Origin of the sequence: Georhizobium profundi (genome assembly GCF_003952725.1) — a bacterium.
In the GTDB taxonomy this organism is placed as follows: domain Bacteria; phylum Pseudomonadota; class Alphaproteobacteria; order Rhizobiales; family Rhizobiaceae; genus Georhizobium; species Georhizobium profundi.
Genome location: NZ_CP032509.1, coordinates 913,614 through 935,302, shown reverse-complemented (window position 1 = coordinate 935,302; position 21,689 = coordinate 913,614). Strand labels below are relative to the sequence as shown.

General features: G+C 63.5%; 18 protein-coding genes. 9 read left to right on the top strand and 9 right to left on the bottom strand.

Annotated elements, in window-relative coordinates; translation table 11 throughout:
• Both D5400_RS04395 and D5400_RS04390 read left to right on the top strand, forming a co-directional pair.
• The gene (locus D5400_RS04395; RefSeq protein ID WP_126008033.1) at positions 1-1,224 is read left to right on the top strand and encodes a glycoside hydrolase family 18 protein; all 1,224 of its coding nucleotides are present in this window, start codon (positions 1-3) and stop codon (positions 1,222-1,224) included.
• Between the two features lie 139 nt (positions 1,225-1,363).
• The gene (locus D5400_RS04390; protein ID WP_164527792.1) at positions 1,364-1,984 is read left to right on the top strand and encodes a Crp/Fnr family transcriptional regulator; all 621 of its coding nucleotides are present in this window, start codon (positions 1,364-1,366) and stop codon (positions 1,982-1,984) included.
• A gap of 32 nt (positions 1,985-2,016) precedes the next feature.
• Here the strand turns inward: D5400_RS04390 and D5400_RS04385 are convergent, their stop codons facing one another.
• From D5400_RS04385 to D5400_RS04375, 3 genes are all read right to left on the bottom strand, one after another.
• Positions 2,017-2,853 carry a universal stress protein gene (locus D5400_RS04385; RefSeq protein WP_126008028.1) on the bottom strand — a complete coding sequence of 279 codons (837 nt, stop codon included), beginning with the start codon at positions 2,851-2,853 and terminating at the stop codon, positions 2,017-2,019.
• 87 nt (positions 2,854-2,940) lie between these two features.
• A complete protein-coding gene (locus D5400_RS04380) occupies positions 2,941-5,241 on the bottom strand; it encodes a heavy metal translocating P-type ATPase (RefSeq protein ID WP_245451430.1) in 2,301 nt (766 codons plus the stop codon).
• An 11-nt stretch (positions 5,242-5,252) separates the two neighbouring features.
• Entirely contained in the window at positions 5,253-6,089 is an 837-nt protein-coding gene (locus tag D5400_RS04375; RefSeq protein WP_126008023.1) for a universal stress protein, read from the bottom strand.
• 245 nt (positions 6,090-6,334) lie between these two features.
• Here D5400_RS04375 and gpmI point away from each other — a divergent pair, with 245 nt between their 5' ends.
• From gpmI to D5400_RS04340, 7 genes are all read left to right on the top strand, one after another.
• Positions 6,335-7,861: a 2,3-bisphosphoglycerate-independent phosphoglycerate mutase gene (gene gpmI / locus D5400_RS04370; protein ID WP_126008021.1), complete on the top strand. Its 1,527-nt coding sequence runs from the start codon at positions 6,335-6,337 to the stop codon at positions 7,859-7,861.
• A 110-nt stretch (positions 7,862-7,971) separates the two neighbouring features.
• Positions 7,972-9,189 (top strand): acyl-CoA dehydrogenase family protein, encoded by a 1,218-nt coding sequence (locus D5400_RS04365; RefSeq protein WP_126008019.1) that lies wholly within the window; start codon positions 7,972-7,974, stop codon positions 9,187-9,189.
• Between the two features lie 29 nt (positions 9,190-9,218).
• Positions 9,219-10,838: a GMC family oxidoreductase gene (locus tag D5400_RS04360; RefSeq protein ID WP_126008017.1), complete on the top strand. Its 1,620-nt coding sequence runs from the start codon at positions 9,219-9,221 to the stop codon at positions 10,836-10,838.
• A gap of 98 nt (positions 10,839-10,936) precedes the next feature.
• On the top strand, positions 10,937-12,823 hold the full coding sequence (locus D5400_RS04355; RefSeq protein ID WP_126008015.1) for a sigma-54-dependent Fis family transcriptional regulator: 1,887 nt from the start codon (positions 10,937-10,939) through the stop codon (positions 12,821-12,823).
• 164 nt (positions 12,824-12,987) lie between these two features.
• The gene (locus D5400_RS04350; protein WP_126008013.1) at positions 12,988-13,776 is read left to right on the top strand and encodes a glucose 1-dehydrogenase; all 789 of its coding nucleotides are present in this window, start codon (positions 12,988-12,990) and stop codon (positions 13,774-13,776) included.
• 18 nt (positions 13,777-13,794) lie between these two features.
• Positions 13,795-14,868 (top strand): 2,3-butanediol dehydrogenase, encoded by a 1,074-nt coding sequence (locus tag D5400_RS04345; RefSeq protein ID WP_126008011.1) that lies wholly within the window; start codon positions 13,795-13,797, stop codon positions 14,866-14,868.
• A 65-nt stretch (positions 14,869-14,933) separates the two neighbouring features.
• A complete protein-coding gene (locus D5400_RS04340) occupies positions 14,934-16,733 on the top strand; it encodes an NAD(P)/FAD-dependent oxidoreductase (protein WP_126008009.1) in 1,800 nt (599 codons plus the stop codon).
• Between the two features lie 64 nt (positions 16,734-16,797).
• Here the strand turns inward: D5400_RS04340 and D5400_RS04335 are convergent, their stop codons facing one another.
• From D5400_RS04335 to D5400_RS04315, 6 genes are all read right to left on the bottom strand, one after another.
• The gene (locus D5400_RS04335) at positions 16,798-18,282 is read right to left on the bottom strand and encodes a tripartite tricarboxylate transporter permease (RefSeq protein ID WP_126008006.1); all 1,485 of its coding nucleotides are present in this window, start codon (positions 18,280-18,282) and stop codon (positions 16,798-16,800) included.
• A 24-nt stretch (positions 18,283-18,306) separates the two neighbouring features.
• The gene (locus D5400_RS04330) at positions 18,307-18,825 is read right to left on the bottom strand and encodes a tripartite tricarboxylate transporter TctB family protein (RefSeq protein WP_126008004.1); all 519 of its coding nucleotides are present in this window, start codon (positions 18,823-18,825) and stop codon (positions 18,307-18,309) included.
• A 28-nt stretch (positions 18,826-18,853) separates the two neighbouring features.
• The gene (locus tag D5400_RS04325) at positions 18,854-19,837 is read right to left on the bottom strand and encodes a Bug family tripartite tricarboxylate transporter substrate binding protein (RefSeq protein ID WP_245451429.1); all 984 of its coding nucleotides are present in this window, start codon (positions 19,835-19,837) and stop codon (positions 18,854-18,856) included.
• Positions 19,838-19,913: 76 nt separating this feature from the next.
• The gene (locus D5400_RS21470) at positions 19,914-20,147 is read right to left on the bottom strand and encodes a hypothetical protein (protein ID WP_245451428.1); all 234 of its coding nucleotides are present in this window, start codon (positions 20,145-20,147) and stop codon (positions 19,914-19,916) included.
• Complete coding sequence (locus D5400_RS04320) at positions 20,102-20,908, bottom strand: ABC transporter substrate-binding protein (protein ID WP_245451427.1); 807 nt, start codon at positions 20,906-20,908, stop codon at positions 20,102-20,104. The genes D5400_RS21470 and D5400_RS04320 overlap by 46 nt, the downstream gene beginning before the upstream one ends.
• Positions 20,905-21,654 carry a FadR/GntR family transcriptional regulator gene (locus tag D5400_RS04315; protein ID WP_245451426.1) on the bottom strand — a complete coding sequence of 250 codons (750 nt, stop codon included), beginning with the start codon at positions 21,652-21,654 and terminating at the stop codon, positions 20,905-20,907. The genes D5400_RS04320 and D5400_RS04315 overlap by 4 nt, the downstream gene beginning before the upstream one ends.
• Between the last annotated feature and the right edge of the window lie 35 nt (positions 21,655-21,689).

Sequence of the window (21,689 nt, the reverse complement as noted above, 5' to 3'; positions counted from 1 at the left end):
ATGGCGCGGCGGCGGCATCTCATCAGCGTTATGGCAGCGAGCATGCTGCTTGCTGCGGCTTCGGCTGTTACGACACGCGCGGAGGACTTCACCGTGGCCGGCTATCTGTCATGGTGGAGCGCCGCCGATCGGCCCGAACTGTTCGATGACCTCGCTGCCGACAAGCTGACGCACATCATCTACGCGTTTGGCGCGATCGACGAGGATGGAGAGGCGGCACTCGCCGATCCCTGCTCGGAGATCGATGCTTGTGAAGACGAGCCGCAACGGGTCGATGCATCAACGACCGGCATCCCGGTCTCAGGCACCTTTCAGCGCCTCCACGCTTTGAAACAGGCGCATCCGCACCTGAAGATCCTCGTGGCGTTTGGAGGCTGGACCGGATCGGCGCCCTTCAGCAGCCTGGCCTCCACGGCAGACGGCAGGGCGCGCTTTGCACAATCGATCCTCGACGTGTTCTTCCGTCCCTATCCCGGCCTCTTCGATGGTGTCGACATCGACTGGGAGTACCCCGTCGCCGGGGGTCTCGAGGAAGGAACGCCGGCCGATCGCGAAAACCTGTCCCTGCTGCTCGCTGACATTCGAGAAGCGCTGGATGGATTCAGCGATGGCGATGCGCTGGAACTCACCGTCGCCGTTGCGGCCTCCCCCGGCATGATCGCATTGACCTATCCGCAGGATCTCGCGGACCACGTCGACCGCATCAACGTCATGACCTACGACTATCACGCTGGCGCGACGGTCACCAATTTCAACGCGCCGCTTGCGCCGATCCCCGGCGATCCAAAGTCCGACGCGAACATCGCGGCCAGCATGGCAGCCTGGCAGGCAGCCGGGGTTGCCGCCTCCAAGCTTGCGGTTGGAATTCCGTTCTATGGGCGCGCATTCTCGCAGGTGTCGGGGTCAGGCGATGGCCTGCTCCGGCCCGGCGATCCTGCAGGCACCGACATCTGGAGCGGCGACGGCATTGCCTACAGAGACCTTGTCACCGCTCGACCGCTCCAACAGGGCTTCCAGGTGTTCTGGAACGAGCAGGCAGAGGTGCCTTACCTCTACAACGCCGTCGAGGGCGTTTGGATTTCCTACGACAACGCCCGTTCCGTCGCCGCGAAGACCGAGTTCGCCCGCCGTCAGGGTCATGCTGGTGTGATCCTGTGGGAGCTTGGGTCGGATGACGGCACGCTGCTCGATGCGGTTGGAGGAACGCTCAGCAAGACACATTGATTTCACAGGACGCGAGGACAGACCCGTGCAAATCCATCTCAGAGACATAAAAAGGACGCCTGGACCGCCAAATCCGGCTGGGCTCGATCACGACATGAGCCCGCCGCCCCGGTTGCAGCAGGTGCCGACGAGCCCCCTCTTGAGCGCATTTTCCGCGCATCGTTCGGAGACACTCTCAGCGGGTCGGGCACTATTCGTGGAGGGCGATTCCGGCAGCGATATCCATCTTCTGGAGAGCGGGCTGATCGCGCTCTCGCACATCCAGCCGAACGGCAAGCGCATGATTGCAAGCTTCGTCGTCGGCAACGGCGTTTTCAGCCTCTCCCATGATGGCATGCGGCTTCTGACCGCCGAGGCCCTGCAGGAATGCCGGTTGCGTCGGGTGCACCGCGTGGAGCTTTCGCATCTGCCAGCCGACCAGGCCGAAGCGGTGAAGGCTGCGCTCGATCGGGAACCCTGGGACATCCAGGCCGAGACCCTAATGCATCTCCACAAGGATGCAGATGAAGGCATCAGCTATTTCCTGGTGAGGCTGGCAGGAAGGCTTAACGGCCCGATCAGCCGCGGCAGCAGGGTGCGGCTCGACATGTCACGCGTCGACATCGCGGATCATCTCGGCCTGACGGTCGAAACAGTGTGCCGCGGATTAAAACGCTTGCGGTCCGACCGCGTCATCGACGCCGCCGGGCCGCACAACGTCATCATTCTGGAACCTGATCAGCTGAAGCGCCGCGCTGGTCTCGGTCCCGATTTTGATTAGACGGGATTTTACCGACTAGCCGCAGAGGCTCCCTAGCGCGCCAGAAAGGTCGGCAGTTCAGGCGCGTCGAGCATCATGCTTGTGACACCGCCAAACATGCGTTGGCGTAAACGCGAGTGCCCGTATGCGCCGAGAACCAGCATGTCGGCAGAGACGTCCCGGGCGTGTTGCATCAGGATGGCGCCCGCCATCTCGCCACCGCTTGGCAACCGCTCGACTGTGACCTTGGCGCCGTGACGCGCCAGATAGGCGGCGATATCTGCCCCAGGCTCCGGCCCATTCGCTCGATCGGAGGTTTTTGGATCGACCAGCACCACCCGAACGTCATCGGCGCCATCGATCATGTCCAAGGCCTCGCGCACGGCACGTGCGGATTCGAGCGTCGAATTCCAGCCAATGACGATGCGCTTCGGAGAAAGCGTCGCGGGCACGCCGGCCGGCATCAGGAGCAGGGGCCGCTGCGCGTGAAAGAGCACGCCGTTGGCAACACGATATTTGAGGTGGTGGGTTGCCAGAAGGTCCGGCCCCATGACCGCAACGTCGCAGTAGCGTGCGCGAAGCCCCACCACGTCGTCGGCGGCCGCCGTCTCCACATATTCCGAGCTGAGATCGGCAGAAACGCCGCGCACCGCCACGAGAGCCTCGATTTCCTCCGCGCGTTCGCCAAGCCGCTCCATATCCGCCTGGCGTTCCTCGAGCCACGCGTCAGAGATCACCGAGGCGTAGTCCCCGATCGGAGGCGGCGCGGCGATGCCCATCACCAGCAGGCTGAGATGCGCGTCGGCGCTCTCGCACAGGTCCATCGCAAGCTTGATGTCGCCGTCGCCCTGCTCATGGCCGACGATGTTCAGCACTGTCTTGAAGGTCATGGTCGCATCTCCTTGGTCACAGCCGCGTATCGTGCATAGACCGGCCGGGCCCGGGGCACCTTGCGCAAGATCAACTTCCGACAACTTTCAATCGCCGGCGATGGCATCTTCCTGTCGGTTGTGCAGTTGAACGAGGACGACCAGGCGCTCGATCGCTCGCTGCGCGTCGCGAGCCAGCGACGGATCGGGCGCGCGCTCACCCAGGTCGCGGGTCATCATCGACAGCAGACCTGCGATGCGCATGATCTCGCTATGCGCGTAACCGAGCGAGGTCAGCAGGGCAGCGTGATGCGGCGACGACAAGAGTGCCGGATATCGAACGCGATCGTCTTCACGTTCATGAACGAGGATGACGCTGTCGACGACCGCGCTTGCTTCTCCGATCAGCGCTGCCGCATCGCTGCCGCTTGCGGTTTCAAGCCGATCGGCCAGCGCCTGCAATGTGGCGAGTGCCTGGCTGATCGATGCATGCGCGTGGGCGACCGCGCTCACATCGTCGCTTTCCATGCGCAGGAGCCGTCCGGGTGCTCCAGACAGCGCCCGAAGCGCGTTCGCAATGACGACGACGTCGATTGCTTCCTGGATCAGCGCACCGGCCACGGGCGGCAGATGGCCGAGTGCGGCAAAGCCCATCGCGATGACGGAAAGACCGAGCCCGCCGATGACACTTTGCGAAGCAATCCGCCGGGTTCGCCGCGCGATCGCAATGGCCTCCGGCGCGCGGTTCAAATTCTCTACCAGAAGCACCACGTCGGCGGCCTCGGTCGAGGCATTTGCGCCGCGCGCACCCATGGCGATGCCGACATTGGCCGCCGCAAGCGCCGGAGCGTCGTTGATCCCATCGCCGATCATGGCAACCGAGCCTGTCGCCTGCCGCTGGCGAACCGCCTCGATCTTGTCGGCAGGTGTGCAATGTGCCTGGACGGCATCGAGCGGCAGGCCCGAGGCCAGCATCGCCGCCGTATCCGGATCGTCGCCGGTCAACATGGTCAGCGGACGAATGCCAAGCGCCCGGAGGCTCGAAAGCGCTCCAGGCGCTTCGGTGCGCAATTCATCTGCCAGCAGCAAACAGCCACTCAGCTTGCCATCGACAGCCACAAAGACCGTGAGCGCGGACCGCCACCGGGCACGGCGCAGCGCAACTTCGGCCCATTGCGGAAGGTCTTCGCCCGCATGCACCACGGAGAGGCTGCCTGCCTTGACGGCAACATCGCCCACCACGCCTTCGAGACCGGAGCCGCGATATTCTTTAACCTGACCGGGATGGACCAATGGCAATCCGCGCATGCGGGCCGTCTCCACGATCGTCGTTGCCAGACTGTGACGCGACGCCTGTTCGAGCGATGCAGCCAGCTGCAGAACGGCGTCAGGATCAACCCCCGGCGCCGTTTCGATAGCCACGATCCGCGCGCCGCCGAGCGTCAGCGTTCCGGTCTTGTCGAAGATCGCAGACTGCACGTCCGCCAGCGCTTCCACCACCGCGCCACCCTTGATGAGAATGCCGCGCCGCGCGGCCCGCGATATGCCGGCAACGAAGGCGACCGGCGCGGCGATAATCAGCGGGCAGGGCGTGGCGACGACGAGAACCGCCAATGCGCGGATGGGATCCGACGAGGCCGCCCAAGCTCCACCCGCCACGATCAGCGTGAATGGCAGGAAAAGCACGGCATATCGGTCCGCCATTCGAATGAACGGCGCCCGGGCTTCACCGGCCGCGCGCACCATCCGCACAATGCCGGCGTAGGTGCTTTCTTCTGAAATGGCCGTCGCGCGAAACCCGAAAGCTTCCCCGGCATTGACCGTGCCGCTTCTGACGGCCTGCCCTGACGTCTTGGCAACCGCATAGGGCTCGCCCGTCACCGCCGCCTCGTCGACCAGGGCTTCGCCCTCCACGATACCATCGACCGGTACGATCTCTCCCGCGCGCACCCTCAGGAGATCGCCGACTGCGACAGAGCCGACCGGCACTGTCTCGACCTGTCCATCCACGACCCGATGCGCAACCCGTGGCGCCCGATCCTCCAGGCGCTTGAGATCCCGCTCGGCCCGGCCCGTCGCATAGGCTTCCAGAAGCGTACCGCCCGTGTACATGATCGCGACGATCAGGCCCGCCAACGGCTCACCGAGAACGAGGGCTGCCCCCATGGCGATCAGCGCCACCCCGTCGACACCCACACGCCCTTCGAGGATCGAGCAAAGGATGACGAGGCCGAGCAGTGCGACCGCCGGGACTGTGCCAGCCATCCAGACTTGATGCGCAACGGTCTGTGCGTCGACGACCCAAAGTCCGAAGCCTGCTCCAAGCGACAACACGGCCAGCGCCGCGACGACGCGATGCACTTTCGGTGAGATGAGCTTGTCGATGAACTGCGGCGATCGAGAACGCACCGAATAGCCGTTCAATGGGCAAACAGGACCGGCAGATGTGCCGCCGCCAGCACCTCCCGCGTGCTGCCTCCGATGATCCATTCCACCAGCCGCGAATGGCCATACGCACCCATGACCAGCAGGTCGGCACCTTTTTCGCGGGCTTTGTCGAGCAGGACGAGGCCGGCATCCTGGCCCCGGGAATCGACAATCTCGACATCTGCGCGAATGTCATGATGCGCGAGATAGACGGCAATGTCGAAGCCCGGTTCTTCGCCATTCGCCCATTCGCGCGCAACGGGATCGATCATGCAGACAGTCACAGCCTCGGCACTCGCCAGCATGTCGAGCGATGCCGTCAGCGCCCGTGCAGCCGGGATCGAGCCATTCCAGCCGATGAGAACGCGTCTTGGTTTCAATGTCGCCGACGACGTTTCCGGCACCAGCAGAAAGGGCCGCCCGCTGCGGAAGATCAGCCCTTCCACAATCTCGCGGTGAAACCTGCTGGACGCCTTCGTCGGCGCTGCCGCGATGGTGATGTCTGCGTAGCGCGCGTAGAGGCCCGCCACATCGGCGATCGTGTTGCCCTCGATAATGAGATGCAGCACCTCGCCCTCCACGTCATGACGCTGCAACTGCGCCGAAACGCTGGCCACCCGATGTTCGAGCGCCGCCTTGACCTGCTTCTGGGCTTCTTTCCAGTGCTGCCACGTCTCCGCACGACGCGTCCCGATCGGCATCAAGGGTGCAGCTGCGACCACGACGCAGCGCACATGAAGACCGTCGTCCTGCCCCATGGCGATCGCGTTCTCCAGAAGCGCCGAAGGGCCATTTTCTTCGATGAAGCACAGGAGGACGCGGGATTTCATGAAAGTCGCCTGCTGGCTGACATGCAGTTTCAGCTGCACGCTAGCATTGCGCCGGACAGCGCCTCTTGATCACGATCAAGATTTGGCCTTTGCGCCGCCAGGCGACCGGCCGGCTTGCTCTTTATCAAGCTTGCGGGCGCGCATGCGCTAGTGTTTGACATCTGCTCCGCGGGGCGGCATCAGCGCTTCATACGGTCTCATCGCGTATGAAGCAGATGAAAGACCTGGACCAGAGGATGCCGATCATGCAGCGCGCAAAGCCCACACTTCTCATGATCCTCGATGGCTGGGGCGAGCGCGCCGAGACCACCGGCAACGCTGTCGCGCTGGCCAGCACGCCGAATTTCGACAAGCTGCGCGCCACGTGCCCCCATGCGACGCTGACGACGTTCGGTCCGGCCGTCGGTCTCCCCGAAGGCCAGATGGGCAATTCCGAGGTCGGCCACCTCAATATCGGCGCCGGCCGCATCGTGATGCAGACCCTGCCCCGCATCGACACCGCGATCGCTGATGGAGAGCTTAAGCGGGCCGTCGTGGCGAGCGGCATTCTTGAGAAGATTGAGGCAGCCGGCGGGCGATGCCACCTCGCCGGCCTCGTTTCCGATGGCGGCGTCCATGCGCATATGCACCATGCCGTGGCGCTCGCCCGTATCCTTACCGAGGCGGGCCTCGAGGTTCTCATCCACGCCTTCACCGATGGCCGCGACACGGCACCGGCTTCGGCACGCGAATTTCTCGCGACATTCGAGGCTGAACTTCCGGCCGGCGCCCGGGTCGTGACCGTCAGCGGCCGATACTACGCCATGGACCGCGACCGCCGTTGGGAGCGCGTCGGGAAGGCCTACGGCGCCATGGTCGACGCCGAAGGCGAACACGCGGTATCTGCCAGCGACGCCATCGAAACGGCCACGGCTCGCGGCCTGACGGACGAATTCATCCTGCCGACGGTGATCGGTGACTATGCCGGGATGCATGATGGCGACGGGCTGATCTTCTTTAACTTCCGCGCCGACCGCGCGCGCCAGATCCTGAGTGCACTGACCGACCCAGATTTCGATGGCTTCGAGCGCAAGCGCCCGATCGCGTTCTCGTCGACCATCGGCATGGTGTCCTATGGCAGCGAACTCGACCCGCTGGTTCACCCGCTTTTTGCGCCGCAGACGCTGGAAGACGGCTTGGCTGAAACGGTCTCCAAGGCGGGTCTGCAGCAGTTGCACATGGCAGAGACCGAGAAGTACCCGCATGTCACTTATTTCCTGAACGGTGGTCTCGAAACACCGTTTGAAGGCGAAGACCGGATCCTCGTCGCATCGCCGGCGGTCGCGACCTATGACAAGCAGCCCGAGATGTCGGCACATGAATTGACCGACCGGCTGGTGAGCGCGATCGACAGCAACCGCTTCGACGTCATCGTCATCAACTATGCCAACCCCGACATGGTCGGCCACACCGGCATCATCGACGCCGCCATAAAGGCCGTCGAGACAGTCGACCATGCGATCGGCCGTGTCTGCGCGGCTCTCGACCGGGTTGGTGGCCAGCTTTTGGTCATCGCCGATCACGGCAATTGCGAAGAGATGATCGACGCCGTCACCGGTCAACCGCACACGGCACACACGCTGAACCCAGTGCCGGTGATCGTGCGCATGCCCGGCAAGTGCAGCATCCGGGACGGCATTCTCGCCGATGTGGCACCGACACTCCTCGCCATGGCGGGCATTCCCCAGCCCGCTGCCATGACGGGCCAGTCGCTGATCACGCGGCAAGATTGAGCGAAAGCGTGCGTCCTCGCCAAAAGCCGGGGTTGGAGCCAGCGCCTTAGATCGCTATCCAGAGCGTCGAGGCCGGGTGTGGGAGCATCCGTCCGACTGGAGGAGCATGCATGGACTTTCATCTGCCGCGCGAGATCACCGATTACCGCGATCGCATCGCCCGCTTCATCGAAACCCACATTCTGCCACTCGAGGCCGACCGGGCTTCCTACGATGCGCATGAGAACATCCGCATCGATCTGGCAGATGAACTTCGCGCTCAGGCCCGCGCGGAGGGCCTCTGGTGCCTGCAGTTGAAGCAGGAGACCGGCGGCCGCGGTCTCGGCAAGGTCGGCATGGCGGTCTGCTACGAGGAGATGAACCGGTCGATCTTCGGGCCCGTCATCTTCAATTCGGCGGCCCCCGACGACGGCAACATGATGGTTCTCGAAGCCGTTGCGACGCCTGAGCAGAAGCAGCGCTGGCTTGCTCCGATCGTCGACGGAAAGGTGCGCTCCGCGTTTGCGATGACCGAGCCTGCGCCCGGAAGCGGTTCGGACCCTTCCATGATGCTGACACGCGCGGAGCGGAAGGGCGACCGTTACGTCATTTCAGGCCGCAAATGGTACATCACGGGCGCCGCAGAGGCGAGCCACTTCATCCTGATGGCGCGCACCTCCGACGACCCGCGCCGTGGCCTGACGGCGTTCATGTTCCACAAGGATCAACCGGGCTGGCGGATCGAGCGCCGCATCGACATCATGGGGCCGGAAGAACATGGCGGCCATTGCGAGTTGGTGTTCGACGGCCTGGAAGTACCGGTCGATGACGTGCTGATGGGCGAAGGGGACGGCCTGAAGGTCACCCAGATCCGGCTCGGACCCGCACGCCTCACCCATTGTATGCGCTGGCTCGGCCTTTCTAAGCGTTGCGTCGAGATCGCCCGCGCCTACGCCTCCGAACGCCACGCCTTCGGCGAGCTTTTGGCAAAGCGCGAAAGCGTGCAGATGATGCTGGGCGACCTCGCCATGCGCATCGAGATCGGCCGGCTTCTCGTGATGAAGGCCGCCTGGGAGCTCGACCAGGGGAGCTACGCCCGCAAGGAGGTTTCCATGGCGAAGGTGCACGTCGCCAATCTCCTGCATGACGCTGCCGATGTCGCGATCCAGATCAACGGCGCGCGTGGCTATTCCAAGGACACGGTTCTGGAATGGATCTACCGCTACGCCCGCCAGGCGCGGCTGGTCGATGGTGCCGACGAGGTCCACAAGATGGTGCTGAGCCGCTTCCTGGAGAAAGAGGAGCGGACCTTCTGGCAATGGCCGGACGAACAGTTGCGAAATTCGTAAGCTAAGGCGAACGCAAAGAGGAGAACCGCGTGGAGGAAACGCGTTACGACGGCCAGTTCGATTACATCATCGCCGGCGCCGGCTCGGCCGGCTGCGTGCTTGCGAACAGGCTTTCGGCCGATCCGCGCAACCGCGTCCTGCTGCTCGAAGGCGGCGGCCGCGACAACTGGATCTGGTTTCACATCCCCGTCGGTTACCTCTTCGCCATCGGCAATCCCCGCGCCGACTGGCTGTTCAAGACGGGGGCCGAGCCGGGGCTGAACGGACGCAGCCTCGCCTACCCGCGCGGCAAGGTGCTCGGCGGCTCGTCGGCCATCAACGCCATGATCTACATGCGCGGCCAGGCGCGCGACTACGATGGCTGGCGCCAGATGGGCCTCACCGGCTGGGGCTGGGACGACGTGCTGCCCTTCTTCTTGAAGCATGAAGACCACGAAGCGCCGCCGAACCGCTTTCATGCGCAGGGCGGCGAATGGCGCGTGGAAAAGCCCCGCATCAGCTGGCCGATCCTCGACCGCCTGCGGGACGCCGCAGAACAGGCGGGCATCGCCAAGATCGACGACTTCAATTCCGGCGACAATTCCGGCTCATCCTATTTTCAGGTGAATCAGAAGCGCGGACGCCGCTGGAGTGCTTCCCGCGGCTTTCTGCGCCCTGCACTCAAGCGGCAGAACCTGATCGTCGCAACCGGCGCGCTGGTGGAAAAGGTCGGCATCGAGAACGGCCGTGCGGCGACGATTTCCTATATACAGAACGGACGCCGGGTGACCGCCCGCGCGACCGGCGAAATCATTCTTTCCGCCGGTGCCGTGGCGTCGCCCGGCATCCTGGAACGATCGGGCGTCGGATCGGGTGCGGTTCTTCAAGTTCACGGAATCGCGCCAATCGTCGATCTGCCGGGCGTCGGCGCCAATCTGCAGGATCATCTGCAGATCCGCCCCGTCTACAAGGTCACCGGCATCCGCACCTTGAACGGCGACTATGCAAAGCTCTTCCGCCGCGCTCTGATGGGTGTGGACTACGCACTGCGCCGCCGCGGTCCGCTCACCATGGCGCCGTCGCAGATGGGCGCTTTCGTACGCTCGAGTCCCGAATACGAGACGGCCAATCTCGAATTCCATTTCCAGCCGCTGTCGCTGGATGTCTGGGGCGAAGGCCTGCATCCATTCGATGCGTTCACGGCAAGCGTCTGCAATCTGCGACCCTCGAGCCGCGGCTCCATTCATATCTCAGGCACGGAAGCTTCGGACGCGCCCGATATCCGTCCCAACTATCTCTCCACTGAGGAAGATCGCCGCGTTGCGGTGGACTCGCTCAAATGGGCGCGCCGCATCGTCGGCCAGTCGGCCATGGCGCCCTATAAGCCCGAAGAGCACAAGCCAGGTGCGCATATCGAATCCGAGGAAGACATGCTCGTGGCAGCGGGCGACCTCGGCACGACGATCTTCCACCCCGTCGGCACCGCCCGCATGGGCCTGGCGGACGATACGCAAGCCGTCGTCGACGAACGACTGCGGGTGCGCGGGATCGATCGCCTGCGCGTCATCGACGCCTCCATCATGCCGACGATCACCTCCGGCAACACCAACTCGCCGACGATCATGATCGCCGAAAAGGGCGCCGCCATGATCCTCGAGGATCGCCGCTGACGCGCGCAGTGAGAAGAAGTCTCACTGCATCAACTATCCGTTAGTGTGCTTGTCGCGTGCGCCGCGCTGTGCCAGCATCCCGGCCGGGAGGATAGGCCATGGTGTCGACGCTGTCGCACATCAAGGAGATTGAGCGCGTGGCTCTTGGCGGCCAGGCGAGCGGCCGCGATACGCCGGTCGTCCAGTCATGGCTGCGCTGCGTCCACGATTACCAGCTCGATCCCGCAAGCGCCCAGGAAGCCTACATCGTTCCCGAAACGACGCTGAAGGAACACCGCGAGCAGGCGGAAGAACTGATCCGCATCGGCCGCTCGGGACTCGAAACATTGTTCAACCAGATCGCGGAGCAGCACTATGTGCTTCTCCTGTCCGATGCGCGCGGCGTCACCGTCGATTTCATGGGCGACCCGACCTTCGACAATCAACTGCGCAAGGCCGGGCTTTATCTGGGTTCGGAATGGTCGGAAAGCCGGGCCGGCACCTGCGCGGTTGGGGCCTGCATCGTCTCCGGCGAACCGGTGATCATCCACCAGGACGACCATTTCGACACGAGCCACATCGGCCTCACCTGCACCGCAGCGCCGATCTTCGACACGCTGGGCGACCTGACGGCCGTGCTCGATATCTCGCAACTGCGCTCACCCACGGCAAAAGCGAGCCAGCAGCTTGCGCTGCATCTCGTTGCGGCCACGGCCCGGCGCATCGAGTTCGCCAACCTCATGGCCCGCACGCGCAACGACTGGGTTTTGCGCCTCTCCCGCTCGCCGGATTTCCTCGATGTCGATCCCGATGCGGCCATCGCGCTTGACGGCGCTGGCCGCGTGACGGGACTGACCCATGGCGGTTTCAACGCACTCGCGCGCACCATGAAGCTCACCGGCTTTTCGGCGAGCGACCTGATCGGCGAAAAGATCGACAGCTTCTTCGAGATGGAGATCGATGATCTGCCCCGCTTCATGCGCGGCAAGACGGGTGGCGAGCGCATGCTGCGCGCCCATGACGGTGCTGTGTTCTTCGCAAGCTCGCTTGCGCCCGTCGTCACCTCGCGCCAAGCGGGCGGGATACTCTCGAAAGCACAAGAACCGGTACCGCGCGCGTTGCGCGACCTCTCGTTGGGCGATCCCACCATGGAAGCGGTGCAGGCAAAGGCCGCCAAGCTTGCCGGTCGAGACATCGCCATCCTGATCCAGGGCGAGACCGGCACCGGCAAGGAATATCTCGCACGTGCACTCCATGACAGCCGCAGCGATGGCGGCCCGTTCGTTGCGGTAAACTGCGCGGCCATCCCCGAACACCTGATCGAATCCGAGCTCTTCGGCTATGCGCCGGGCGCATTCACCGGCGCTGCCCCGAAAGGCAAGACCGGCCTGATCGAAGCCGCAAGCGGCGGCACACTCTTCCTCGACGAGATCGGCGACATGCCGCTTGCGCTGCAGAGCCGGTTCCTGCGTGTGCTTTCGGAGGGCGAAGTGGTGCCAGTCGGCGCCCTCAAGCCACGCCCGGTGCGCTTCAAGCTCGTGTCCGCCTCCCACCAGCCGCTGCAGTCGTTGATCGATGCGGGCCGCTTCCGCGCCGACCTCTTCTACCGCATCAACGCGGCGACGCTGCGGCTGCCACCCTTGAAGGAGCGCCAGGATTTCGCGGCCCTCGTGGATCAGATTCTCGTGCGCATCGGCCGCGACAATGCCGAGACCTACCGTCTCCAGCCGGCGACCCTCGACGCCCTTCGCCGCCATGACTGGCCTGGAAACCTGCGCGAACTCACCAACACGCTGAAGGTCGCCGCCGCGCTTTCCGATGGCGGCTTGATCGGGCCGGACTGCCTTCCCGACGATCTGCAGCCGGATCGACTGCCACATTCAGCAGAGACATCCGACGCTGATGCACTGCGCGCCGCGCTGCAGGCCTGCGACAACAACATTTCCGCCCTCGCCCGCAAGCTCGGTGTCAACCGCTCCACGATCCACCGTCGTTTGAACCGCTGAGTGCAACAGCTGCAACACCTGTTGCAGCTTCCCTGTTGCATCGGCTCACGCGTGCGTGTCGCTGAAAGCAGCGAAGGCACCGTTTCGTGGGCGATCCAGCGATGTGTGCCTCTTGGCATGGTGCTTGCTCACCACCTCTTCGGGAGCAAATGAGGAGGAAAGACATGCAGGACAGCCTGAAAGACCGTTCCATCATCGTCACCGGATCCGGCCGCGGCATTGGCGAGGCCATGGTGCGTGGTCTGGCGGATGCCGGCGCTCGCGTGGTCGTAGCGGATATCCAGCACGATCTCGCCGGCAAGGTCGCGGACGGCATCAATGGCGCAGGCGGCAAGGCCGTTGCGCTTGAGGTCGATGTGACAAGCCGGGAGAGCGTGCGCGCGATGATTGCCGCAACGGTCGAAAAATACGGCCGGCTCGACGTCATGTTCAACAATGCCGGCATCGCGCAGGTGAAGCCGTTTCTCGATATCACCGAAGACGATTGGCACAAGGTCATGGACGTCAACGGCCTCGGTGTGCTGATCGGCATGCAGGAAGCCGTTCGCCAGATGAAGAGCCAAGGCGGCGGCGGCAAGATCGTCAACACCGCCTCCATTGCCGGCAAGCAGGGCTACGAGCCCCTCGCCCATTACTGCGCAAGCAAGTTTGCCGTTGTCGCCTTGACGCAGGCGGCCGCCCGCGCATTTGGCGGCGACGGAATCTGCGTCAATGCGATCTGTCCCGGCGTGGTCGCCACCGACATGTGGAAACTGATCGACAAGGGCTTCAAGGATGAAGGCCTGACCAGCAGGGATAACGAGGCATTCGAAAATTTTTCCTCCGGCATTCTGCTGGGCCGGCCGTCTCATTCCGACGATCTGGTCGGCGTCAGCCGTTTCCTCGCATCCTCTGCCTCCGATTACATGACCGGCCAGTCGCTCGTCGTGGACGGCGGCATGGTGCTGGTCTGAGCGTCCGGGAGAAGAACCATGCAAGCACTTCGTTTCCACGCCGCGAAGGATCTTCGGATCGAGGACGTTCCATTGCCGTCCGATCCGGCCCCTGATCAGGTGATCATCGAGAACAGGTTCTGCGGCATTTGCGGGACCGATCTGCATGAATATGCCTACGGCCCGATCTTCATTCCGAAGGAACCTCACCCCTTTACCAAGGCAAGTGGCCCGCAGGTGCTCGGGCACGAGTTCGGCGGCATCGTGAAGGCCGTCGGGTCCGATGTGCGCCATGTGAAGCCTGGCGACCGGGTGTCGGTCCAGCCGCTGATTATGCCCCGCGTCGGCGATTATTATGCCGAGCGTGGGCTGTTTCACCTGAGCAGCCAGCTCGCTTTGGCCGGCCTTTCCTGGAATTCGGGCGGAATGGCCGAGGCCGCACTGCTGTACGACTACAATGTCCAGCCCATCCCGGACGATCTGTCGGATGAGGAGGCAGCCCTGATCGAGCCGACCGCAGTGGCGGTCTATGCCTGCGACCGTGCCGGCGTCACCGCCGGGGCAAGCGTGCTCGTCACGGGCGCAGGACCCATCGGCATGCTGACCCTGATGGCTGCACGGGCCGCCGGTGCCACCCAGCTCTTCGTTTCCGACGTCAACGACACACGGCTGGACATGGCCCGCCAGACCATCCCGGACCTCATCACGATCAACCCGAAAGGACAGTCGGTCGGCGATGTCGTTCGCGCCCATACCGAAGGCGGCGTCGGCTGCGATGTCGCGATCGAATGCGTGGGCAACGAACACGCTCTGAAGGCCTGCGCAGATGCGGTCCGCAAACAGGGTGTGGTCGTTCAGACGGGGCTGCATCCCGGCGAGAACCCGCTCAACTGGTTCGACGTCACCTTCAAGGACATCGATATTCGAGGCTCCTGGGCATACCCGACGCATTGTTGGCCGCGCGTCGCCCGCCTGATTGCCAGCGGTCAGATACCGGCCAAGAAGATCGTCACCAAATTCATCAGCCTATCGGAGGCCGTTGCGGAAGGGTTCGATCAACTGCTCGACCCGGCCGGCCGGCACCTGAAGATCATGATCGACCTGTCACGCTAGGACGATCGATCCATCCGGGCGGCGGAGGAGCCGTCCGATACACTTGAGAGCAGAGGGAGAGAGAAATGCTCGACAAGACACCCAGCACGCGCATGCAGGCTTTTCTGGACAAGTTCGGCAGGGCGATCGAGGCCGGCCAGATCGACGAGGCGGTCGGCATGTTCGCCGACCAGTGCTACTGGCGCGATCTCGTGGCCTTCACCTGGAACATCAAGACCATGGAAGGTCGCGCCCAGGTCAAGGACATGCTGCAAGCGCGGCTTGCCGAGGTAAAGCCGACGAACTGGCAGATCGCCGAGGGCGAGGACGCCACCGACAGTGACGGCCTGATGGAAAGCTGGATTTCCTTCGAAACGGACGTCGCTCGCGGCTATGGCCTGATCCGGGTGAAGAACGGCCAGATATGGACGCTCTTGACGACGATGGTCGAGCTCAAGGGCCACGAGGAGAAATCCGGTTTCACCCGCCCGCTCGGCGCAAAGCACGGCCAGGATGTCGGCACCAAGAACTGGATCGAGGAACGCGAGGAAGAACTGCGCACGCTCGGCTACGAGAAGCAGCCCTATGTCGTCATCATCGGCGGCGGCCAGGGCGGTATTGCGCTCGGTGCTCGGCTGCGCCAATTGGGCGTTTCCACGATCATCATCGAGAAGAACGAACGTGCCGGGGACTCGTGGCGCAAGCGCTACAAGTCGCTCTGCCTGCACGATCCGGTCTGGTACGACCACCTGCCTTATCTCGACTTCCCGAAGAATTGGCCAGTCTTCTCGCCGAAGGACAAGATCGGCGACTGGCTGGAAATGTACACCAAGGTCATGGAGCTGAATTACTGGACCAGCACCACGGCCAAATCGGCGAAATACGACGAAACGACCAAGGAATGGACGGTCGTCGTCGAGCGCGACGGCAAGGAGATCACGCTGAAGCCGAAGCAGCTGGTCTTCGCGACCGGCATGTCGGGCAAGGCAAACATCCCGAACTTCAAGGGTCGGGATCGCTTCAAGGGCGAGCAGCACCATTCCTCGCAGCACCCGGGACCGGACAGCTACAAGGGCAAGAAGGTAGCCGTCATCGGCTCTAACAACTCGGCGCACGACATCTGCGCTGCGCTCTATGAAGCCGGCGTTGATGTCACGATGATCCAGCGTTCCACGACCCATATCGTGAAATCCGACAGCCTGATGGAAATCGGCCTTGGCGATCTTTATTCCGAGCGCGCGGTTCAAGGCGGCATGACGACGGCGAAGGCCGATCTCATCTTCGCCTCTCTGCCCTATGCCATCATGCACGAATTCCAGAAGCCGGTTTACGACAAGATCCGCGAGGTCGATGCGAAGTTCTACGAGGATCTGGAAAAGGCCGGCTTCCGACTCGATTTCGGCGCCGACGATTCAGGTCTCTTCATGAAGTATCTGCGCCGCGGCTCGGGCTACTACATCGACATCGGCGCCTCGCAGCTGATCATCGACGGCAAGATCAAGCTCGTCGCTGGCCAGGTAGAGGAGATCACCGAGACCGGTGTGAAGCTCGACAACGGCCAGGAGATACCGGCCGACGTGATCGTCTACGCCACCGGCTACGGCTCGATGAATGGCTGGGTCGCCGATCTCATCGACCAGGAGACCGCCGACAAGGTGGGCAAGTGCTGGGGCCTCGGCTCTGGAACGCCAAAGGACCCGGGCCCGTGGGAAGGCGAGCAGCGCAACATGTGGAAGCCGACGCAGCAGGAAGCGCTCTGGTTCCATGGCGGAAATCTGCACCAGTCGCGCCATTACTCGCAGTTCCTGTCGCTTCAGCTGAAGGCGCGGATGGAAGGCATTCCCACCCCGGTCTACGGACTGCAGGAAAGCCACCACAAGGGTTGAGCCGAGAGCCTTAAACGACAACGGGGGCCACTGGCCCCCGTTTTGTTTCATCGAGCACCGTTGGTCAGGCGATGCGGTTGCGCCTGCGCTTCACCGCGCTCCAGACCGGCAGGATCAGTGCGAAAGCAACGACGACCAGAAGCACCGCCGAGATCGGCCGTTCGACGAAAATCATCGGGCTGCCGAAGGAGAGCAGCAGCGACTGCCTGAGCGACGTTTCCAAAAGCGGAGCAAGCACCAGCGCAAGAACCAGCGGCGGCCGCGGAATGTCGAACTTCATCATCAGCCAGCCGAGCAGGCCGAAAAAGATGCACATCCACACCGTGCCGAAATCGAGCGTCGCGGCATAGGCACCGACGAGCGAGATCACGAGGATGCCCGGTGCGAGATAGACATAGGGGATGCGCAGCAGCGAAGCGAAAAGCGGTGCCATCGGCAGGTTCATGATCAGCAGCATGACGTTACCGATGAACATGCTGGCGATGAGCCCCCAGACGAGCGTTGCCTCCTGCGTCATCAACATAGGCCCCGGCCGCACGCCATGCAGGATCAGCGCGGCAAGAAGCACGGCCGTGCTCGCATTGCCCGGAATGGCAAGCGACAGCATCGGGATCATCGCGCCGTGCGAGGCGGAGTTGTTCGCAGCTTCTGCAGCTGCCACGCCATCGATCGCTCCCTTGCCGAACATCTCCGGATTGCGGCTGAAGCGGCGCTCGGTGAGATAGGCAAGCAGCGAGGCGATGGAGGCGCCGGCGCCCGGCATGATGCCGACGAAGAGGCCGATGAAGCCGCCGCGCACAATCGCCATCCGACTTTGCGTCCACTCCGCCGATGTCAGCCACATGTCCTTCAGCCGCGTACGGATCGGGTGCATGCCATGGGCGCGTTCCAACGAGGCGAGCACTTCGGCGATGCCGAAGACACCGATGGCGACGGGAATGAAGTCGATGCCCTCGTAAAGCGCCGGCTGCCCGAATGTAAGCCGCGGCGTACCGGCGAGCGGATCGGTCCCGACAAGTGCGATCATCAGACCGAGCACGCCGGCCATTAGCGAGCGGATGGGAGTGGCGCCAAGGCTTGCCGTCGCGATGATGCCGAGTGCGGCAAGCAGAAAGTATTCCGGTGCGTTGAACCGAAGCGCGAAGCCCGACAGCGCCGGGGTGATGAAGGCAACCGCCGCAACCGCGCCGATGCCAGCGATGAACGAGCCGATGGCCGCAACGCTGAGCGCAGCCCCGCCGCGCCCTTTGCGGGCCATCTGGTGGCCGTCGACCGCCGTCATGACGCCCGATGCTTCGCCGGGCACGTTGATCAGCACCGAGGTGAGCGTGCCCCCATACTGGCCGCCATACATGATGCCGGCGAGCATCATGATCGCCGTTGCGGGCTCCAGGCCGAAGGTCAGCGGCAAGAGAAGCGCCATGCCGGCGGCAGGCCCCACGCCCGGTAGCGCGCCGATGACTTGCCCGAGCAGGACACCCAGAAAGATGAAAGCGAGATTGCTCGGCTGGAACGCAACCGCAAATCCCTGAAGCAGAAGATCGATCATGGCTTGTCCCGCCAGATGGTCGCGTCAAAAGCCGAGCGGTGCCGGAAGCGGAACCGAAAGCCCGTAAGCGAAAATGAATTTCAGGCCGAAGACGACGATGGCCGTCGTGATGAGGCTCGGAACGAGGCGCTGGCCGAGAACGGCAAGCAGCATGAACAGCATGAAGATCCCGGCGACCGGAACCATGCCGATCACCGGCGCCGCAACGACAAAGATCGCCATGGCGGAGAGCGCCAGAACCGCGCGCCGCAACCCGACGCGATCAGGCAGATCGAGAACCCCACCGTCCCCGCCTCGCCAAAGCGAGATGAAGAGCAGGAGCCCGAGAAGACCGCCCGCCGCAGACAGCCAGATCGGCAGGAAGCGAGCGCCGGGCGTGACATTATCCCAGTACTTGAGACCCGCAGTTCCGGCGAAAATTGCGATCGACAAGGCAATCATCGCAATTGCCGGCACGTAGTCGAGCGCCGAAATCCTGTAGACAGGTGAGGCAGGCACCTCCGTTTCCGGAGATGCCGCCAGAGGGGCGAGTGGTTGGCTCATGATATGCCCTCACTGGGTCTGGGGCGCATCACTGCGCAGCCAAACCGACCTGGGTCAGAACAGTGCGGAAGGTTTCCTGCTCCCGTGCGAAATACTCACCGGCCTCGTCGAGACCGTAGAATTCGCCGAGCTGCATGTTGGCTTCGAGGCTTTCCTGCCAGCGTGCCGTCTGCGTTGCCTGCTCGAACTTGTCGGCCCACCATGCGGCAACGGCAGGATCGAGATCCGGCGGTCCGCCGACACCCCAGAACTGGGTATAGACGACATCGACGCCCTGCTCGGTCGCGGTCGGCACGTCGGCATAGCCTTCTTCCGTGCGGCGTTCCGCAGACAGGATCGCAAGCGCCTTCGCCTGGCCGGCATTGATCGCCTCGAGACCTTCCGCGAGCGTTGCGAAATGGCCTTCGACGTTGCCGCCGAGGAATGTCGCACGTGCAGCAGAGCCGCTTTCGTGAGGAATATAGGTGAGCGTGATCCCCGCCGCCTTTTCGATCAGACCCGTTGCGACATGGTCGTTGCCGCCCGAGGCGCCACCAGCGATGCGCACGCGACCCGGCTGTTCCGTAGCAGCCGCGACAAAATCCTGCAGCGAGTTGTAGGGGCTGTCAGGCGTGGTTAGCAGCACGAGTTCCGACTGCACGAAGCCGGCAATCGGCGTGATCTGATCGATGACGGAATCGGTGCCCTGGACGATCGGCGTGGTGAAGACCGGTGAAGCCAGCGTCAGCAGCGTCGTCTCGTTGCCCGGCAGACCGAGCACGTGGTTATATGCGTTCGAATGCCCGCCGCCCGAGCGGTTCTGGATGACGATCGGGTTCTCGACGATCCCTTCCTCGTTCATGATCTGGGCGATGGTGCGCATGATGATGTCGGGCGATCCGCCCGCACCGGCGCCGACGGTGAATTCGATCGGGCCTTCCGGCGCGCGGATCTCCTCTTGCGCAAAAGCGGCCGGGGTGCCGGCAAGCGTGGCGCACAGCGCCAGTGAAGCACTAAGTTTGAAAAAGCTCATTATTGGTCTCCTCCCAAGATAATGATTGATGTCTTCCGTCTGATCGGGCTCCGGCTGCTTTCGAATGGCCCTCCTTTCAGGTTTCGATGAGTGACGAATGAAACAATTCGGACGCCGAAACACGGCGCGGCGCGAGATATTGCTCGACCGAATAGCGGCACATGGCCTCGACTTCGCGTTCCGCTCCGCGATAGCCATAAGGATAGTAATCCCGGCCCATCGTCGCGCGCAGACGCTCCATCGATGCATTGAGCCATGGCAGGCTCAGACGATTGGCCGAGCCGAGCCAGATGTCTTCGAGACGGCGCAACGCTTCGTCTCGTGCCGTCGAGAATGCCTCGTAAAGCGCCATCGGCAGCTCCGGATGCTTTTCCGCAAGCGTGCGCCGCACCGCCACGACGTGCATGATTGGGAAGAACCCGGTTTCGGCGAAATAGTCCTGCTCGACCCGTTCGAAATCGGAGAAGATGCGCTCGATCCTTGGATCGCCCTCGGCGAAAGCCTTCGGGGATTGGGCGCAAGCAGCGCGTCGATTTGGCCGTCCAGCAGCAGCGACTGCAGCGTCTCGCCCTCGCTGATCGGCGTGATCTTGAGGTTCGGTGGCGGCGTCAGTTGCAGCCGCTCGTGCCGCACACCGGCATCGAGCGCGCCCGTGCGCCATTCGATATCGGTTGCCTCGACGCCGTATTGGTCCTTGAGGATGCCGCGCATCCAGAGCGCAGCGGTCATCTGGTATTCCGGAACACCGACGCGGCGACCCTTGAGGTCCGCCGGGGTCTCGACGCCGCTATCGGTGCGCCGGAAAAAGCCGTTATGGCGGAAAGCCCGCGATATAAACGCCGGGATGGCGACATATGCCCCCTCGCCCCGCGCCACCTGCAGAATTTGGCTCGACAGCGACAGTTCGGTCACGTCGAACCGTGCTTCCTGCACCGCAAGCGGAAACAATTTCGACGTCGGCAGCACATGCGGCTCGATCTCGAAGCCTTCTACCGGCACGCGGCCGTCCATCACCGGCATCACCCGGTCGTGGTCGAAACAGGCAACCGTGATCTTGGGAAGCGTGCTCATGATGCGCGGAACAATCGATCTTCGACCGAACGCAGATGCGTCCGCATGGCATTGTGGGCAGCGTCCGCATCGCGCGCCTCGATGGCGTCGGTAATCATGTCATGCTCGTTGAAGCTCGAATGGCTGCGCGGCGGCCGCGCGCCGGTGCGGGCGAGATTGCCCCAGGCGACCATGCGCCGAAGCGTGTTCAGCTGATCGAACAGCGCGAGAAGCACGACCGAACCGCTCGCCTCGGCGATCTGGCGGTGGAAATCGTTGTCGAGCGCCTCATATTCCCGCCAGGTGCCTGCAAGATGGCTGCGTTCCATGGTCAGCCTGAGCGTCGCAATCGCCGACGCCGGGGCGTGGATTGCGGCTTCGCGCGCAAGCGCCGGCTCAAGGCTGAGGCGCGCGCGCATGACATCGACCGGACTGATGGTGCGCGCCAGAGCCGTGAGATCATTTTGGTCGGATTGATCGGTCGGGCGGGCCATGAAGGTGCCTTTGCCCACATGGCGCCAGAGCACGCCCTCGTCGACAAGCGTCTCCATCGCCTTGCGCAGCTCGAAGCGCCGCAAGCCAAGCTCGGGCCCGAGCACCCGCTCCGGCGGAAGCTTCTGCCCCCGCTGAAACCCAGCGTTTTGAATATAGGCACGCAATTGCACCAGCGCGGCACTGTCCGAGACGACCGCACTGTGGCGATCGATCTCATCTTCACTGTCAGCGGTCGTCATGCCCGCATCCACATGCATCGCCGTCATCGGCATCGCGTCGCTCCACCCCACGATGAAACGCTATATTG

Bases quoted from the DNA above. Each gene is read 5' to 3' on its own strand.
- D5400_RS04320 (WP_245451427.1), bottom strand. From the start codon at position 20,908: ATGAGCACGCTTCCCAAGATCACGGTTGCCTGTTTCGACCACGACCGG.
- gpmI (WP_126008021.1), top strand. From the start codon at position 6,335: ATGCAGCGCGCAAAGCCCACACTTCTCATGATCCTCGATGGCTGGGGC.
- D5400_RS04315 (WP_245451426.1), bottom strand. From the start codon at position 21,654: ATGCCGATGACGGCGATGCATGTGGATGCGGGCATGACGACCGCTGAC.
- D5400_RS04340 (WP_126008009.1), top strand. From the start codon at position 14,934: ATGCTCGACAAGACACCCAGCACGCGCATGCAGGCTTTTCTGGACAAG.
- D5400_RS04330 (WP_126008004.1), bottom strand. From the start codon at position 18,825: ATGAGCCAACCACTCGCCCCTCTGGCGGCATCTCCGGAAACGGAGGTG.
- D5400_RS04365 (WP_126008019.1), top strand. From the start codon at position 7,972: ATGGACTTTCATCTGCCGCGCGAGATCACCGATTACCGCGATCGCATC.
- D5400_RS04355 (WP_126008015.1), top strand. From the start codon at position 10,937: ATGGTGTCGACGCTGTCGCACATCAAGGAGATTGAGCGCGTGGCTCTT.
- D5400_RS04385 (WP_126008028.1), bottom strand. From the start codon at position 2,853: ATGACCTTCAAGACAGTGCTGAACATCGTCGGCCATGAGCAGGGCGAC.
- D5400_RS04325 (WP_245451429.1), bottom strand. From the start codon at position 19,837: ATGAGCTTTTTCAAACTTAGTGCTTCACTGGCGCTGTGCGCCACGCTT.
- D5400_RS04395 (WP_126008033.1), top strand. From the start codon at position 1: ATGGCGCGGCGGCGGCATCTCATCAGCGTTATGGCAGCGAGCATGCTG.
- D5400_RS04350 (WP_126008013.1), top strand. From the start codon at position 12,988: ATGCAGGACAGCCTGAAAGACCGTTCCATCATCGTCACCGGATCCGGC.
- D5400_RS04375 (WP_126008023.1), bottom strand. From the start codon at position 6,089: ATGAAATCCCGCGTCCTCCTGTGCTTCATCGAAGAAAATGGCCCTTCG.
- D5400_RS04335 (WP_126008006.1), bottom strand. From the start codon at position 18,282: ATGATCGATCTTCTGCTTCAGGGATTTGCGGTTGCGTTCCAGCCGAGC.
- D5400_RS04345 (WP_126008011.1), top strand. From the start codon at position 13,795: ATGCAAGCACTTCGTTTCCACGCCGCGAAGGATCTTCGGATCGAGGAC.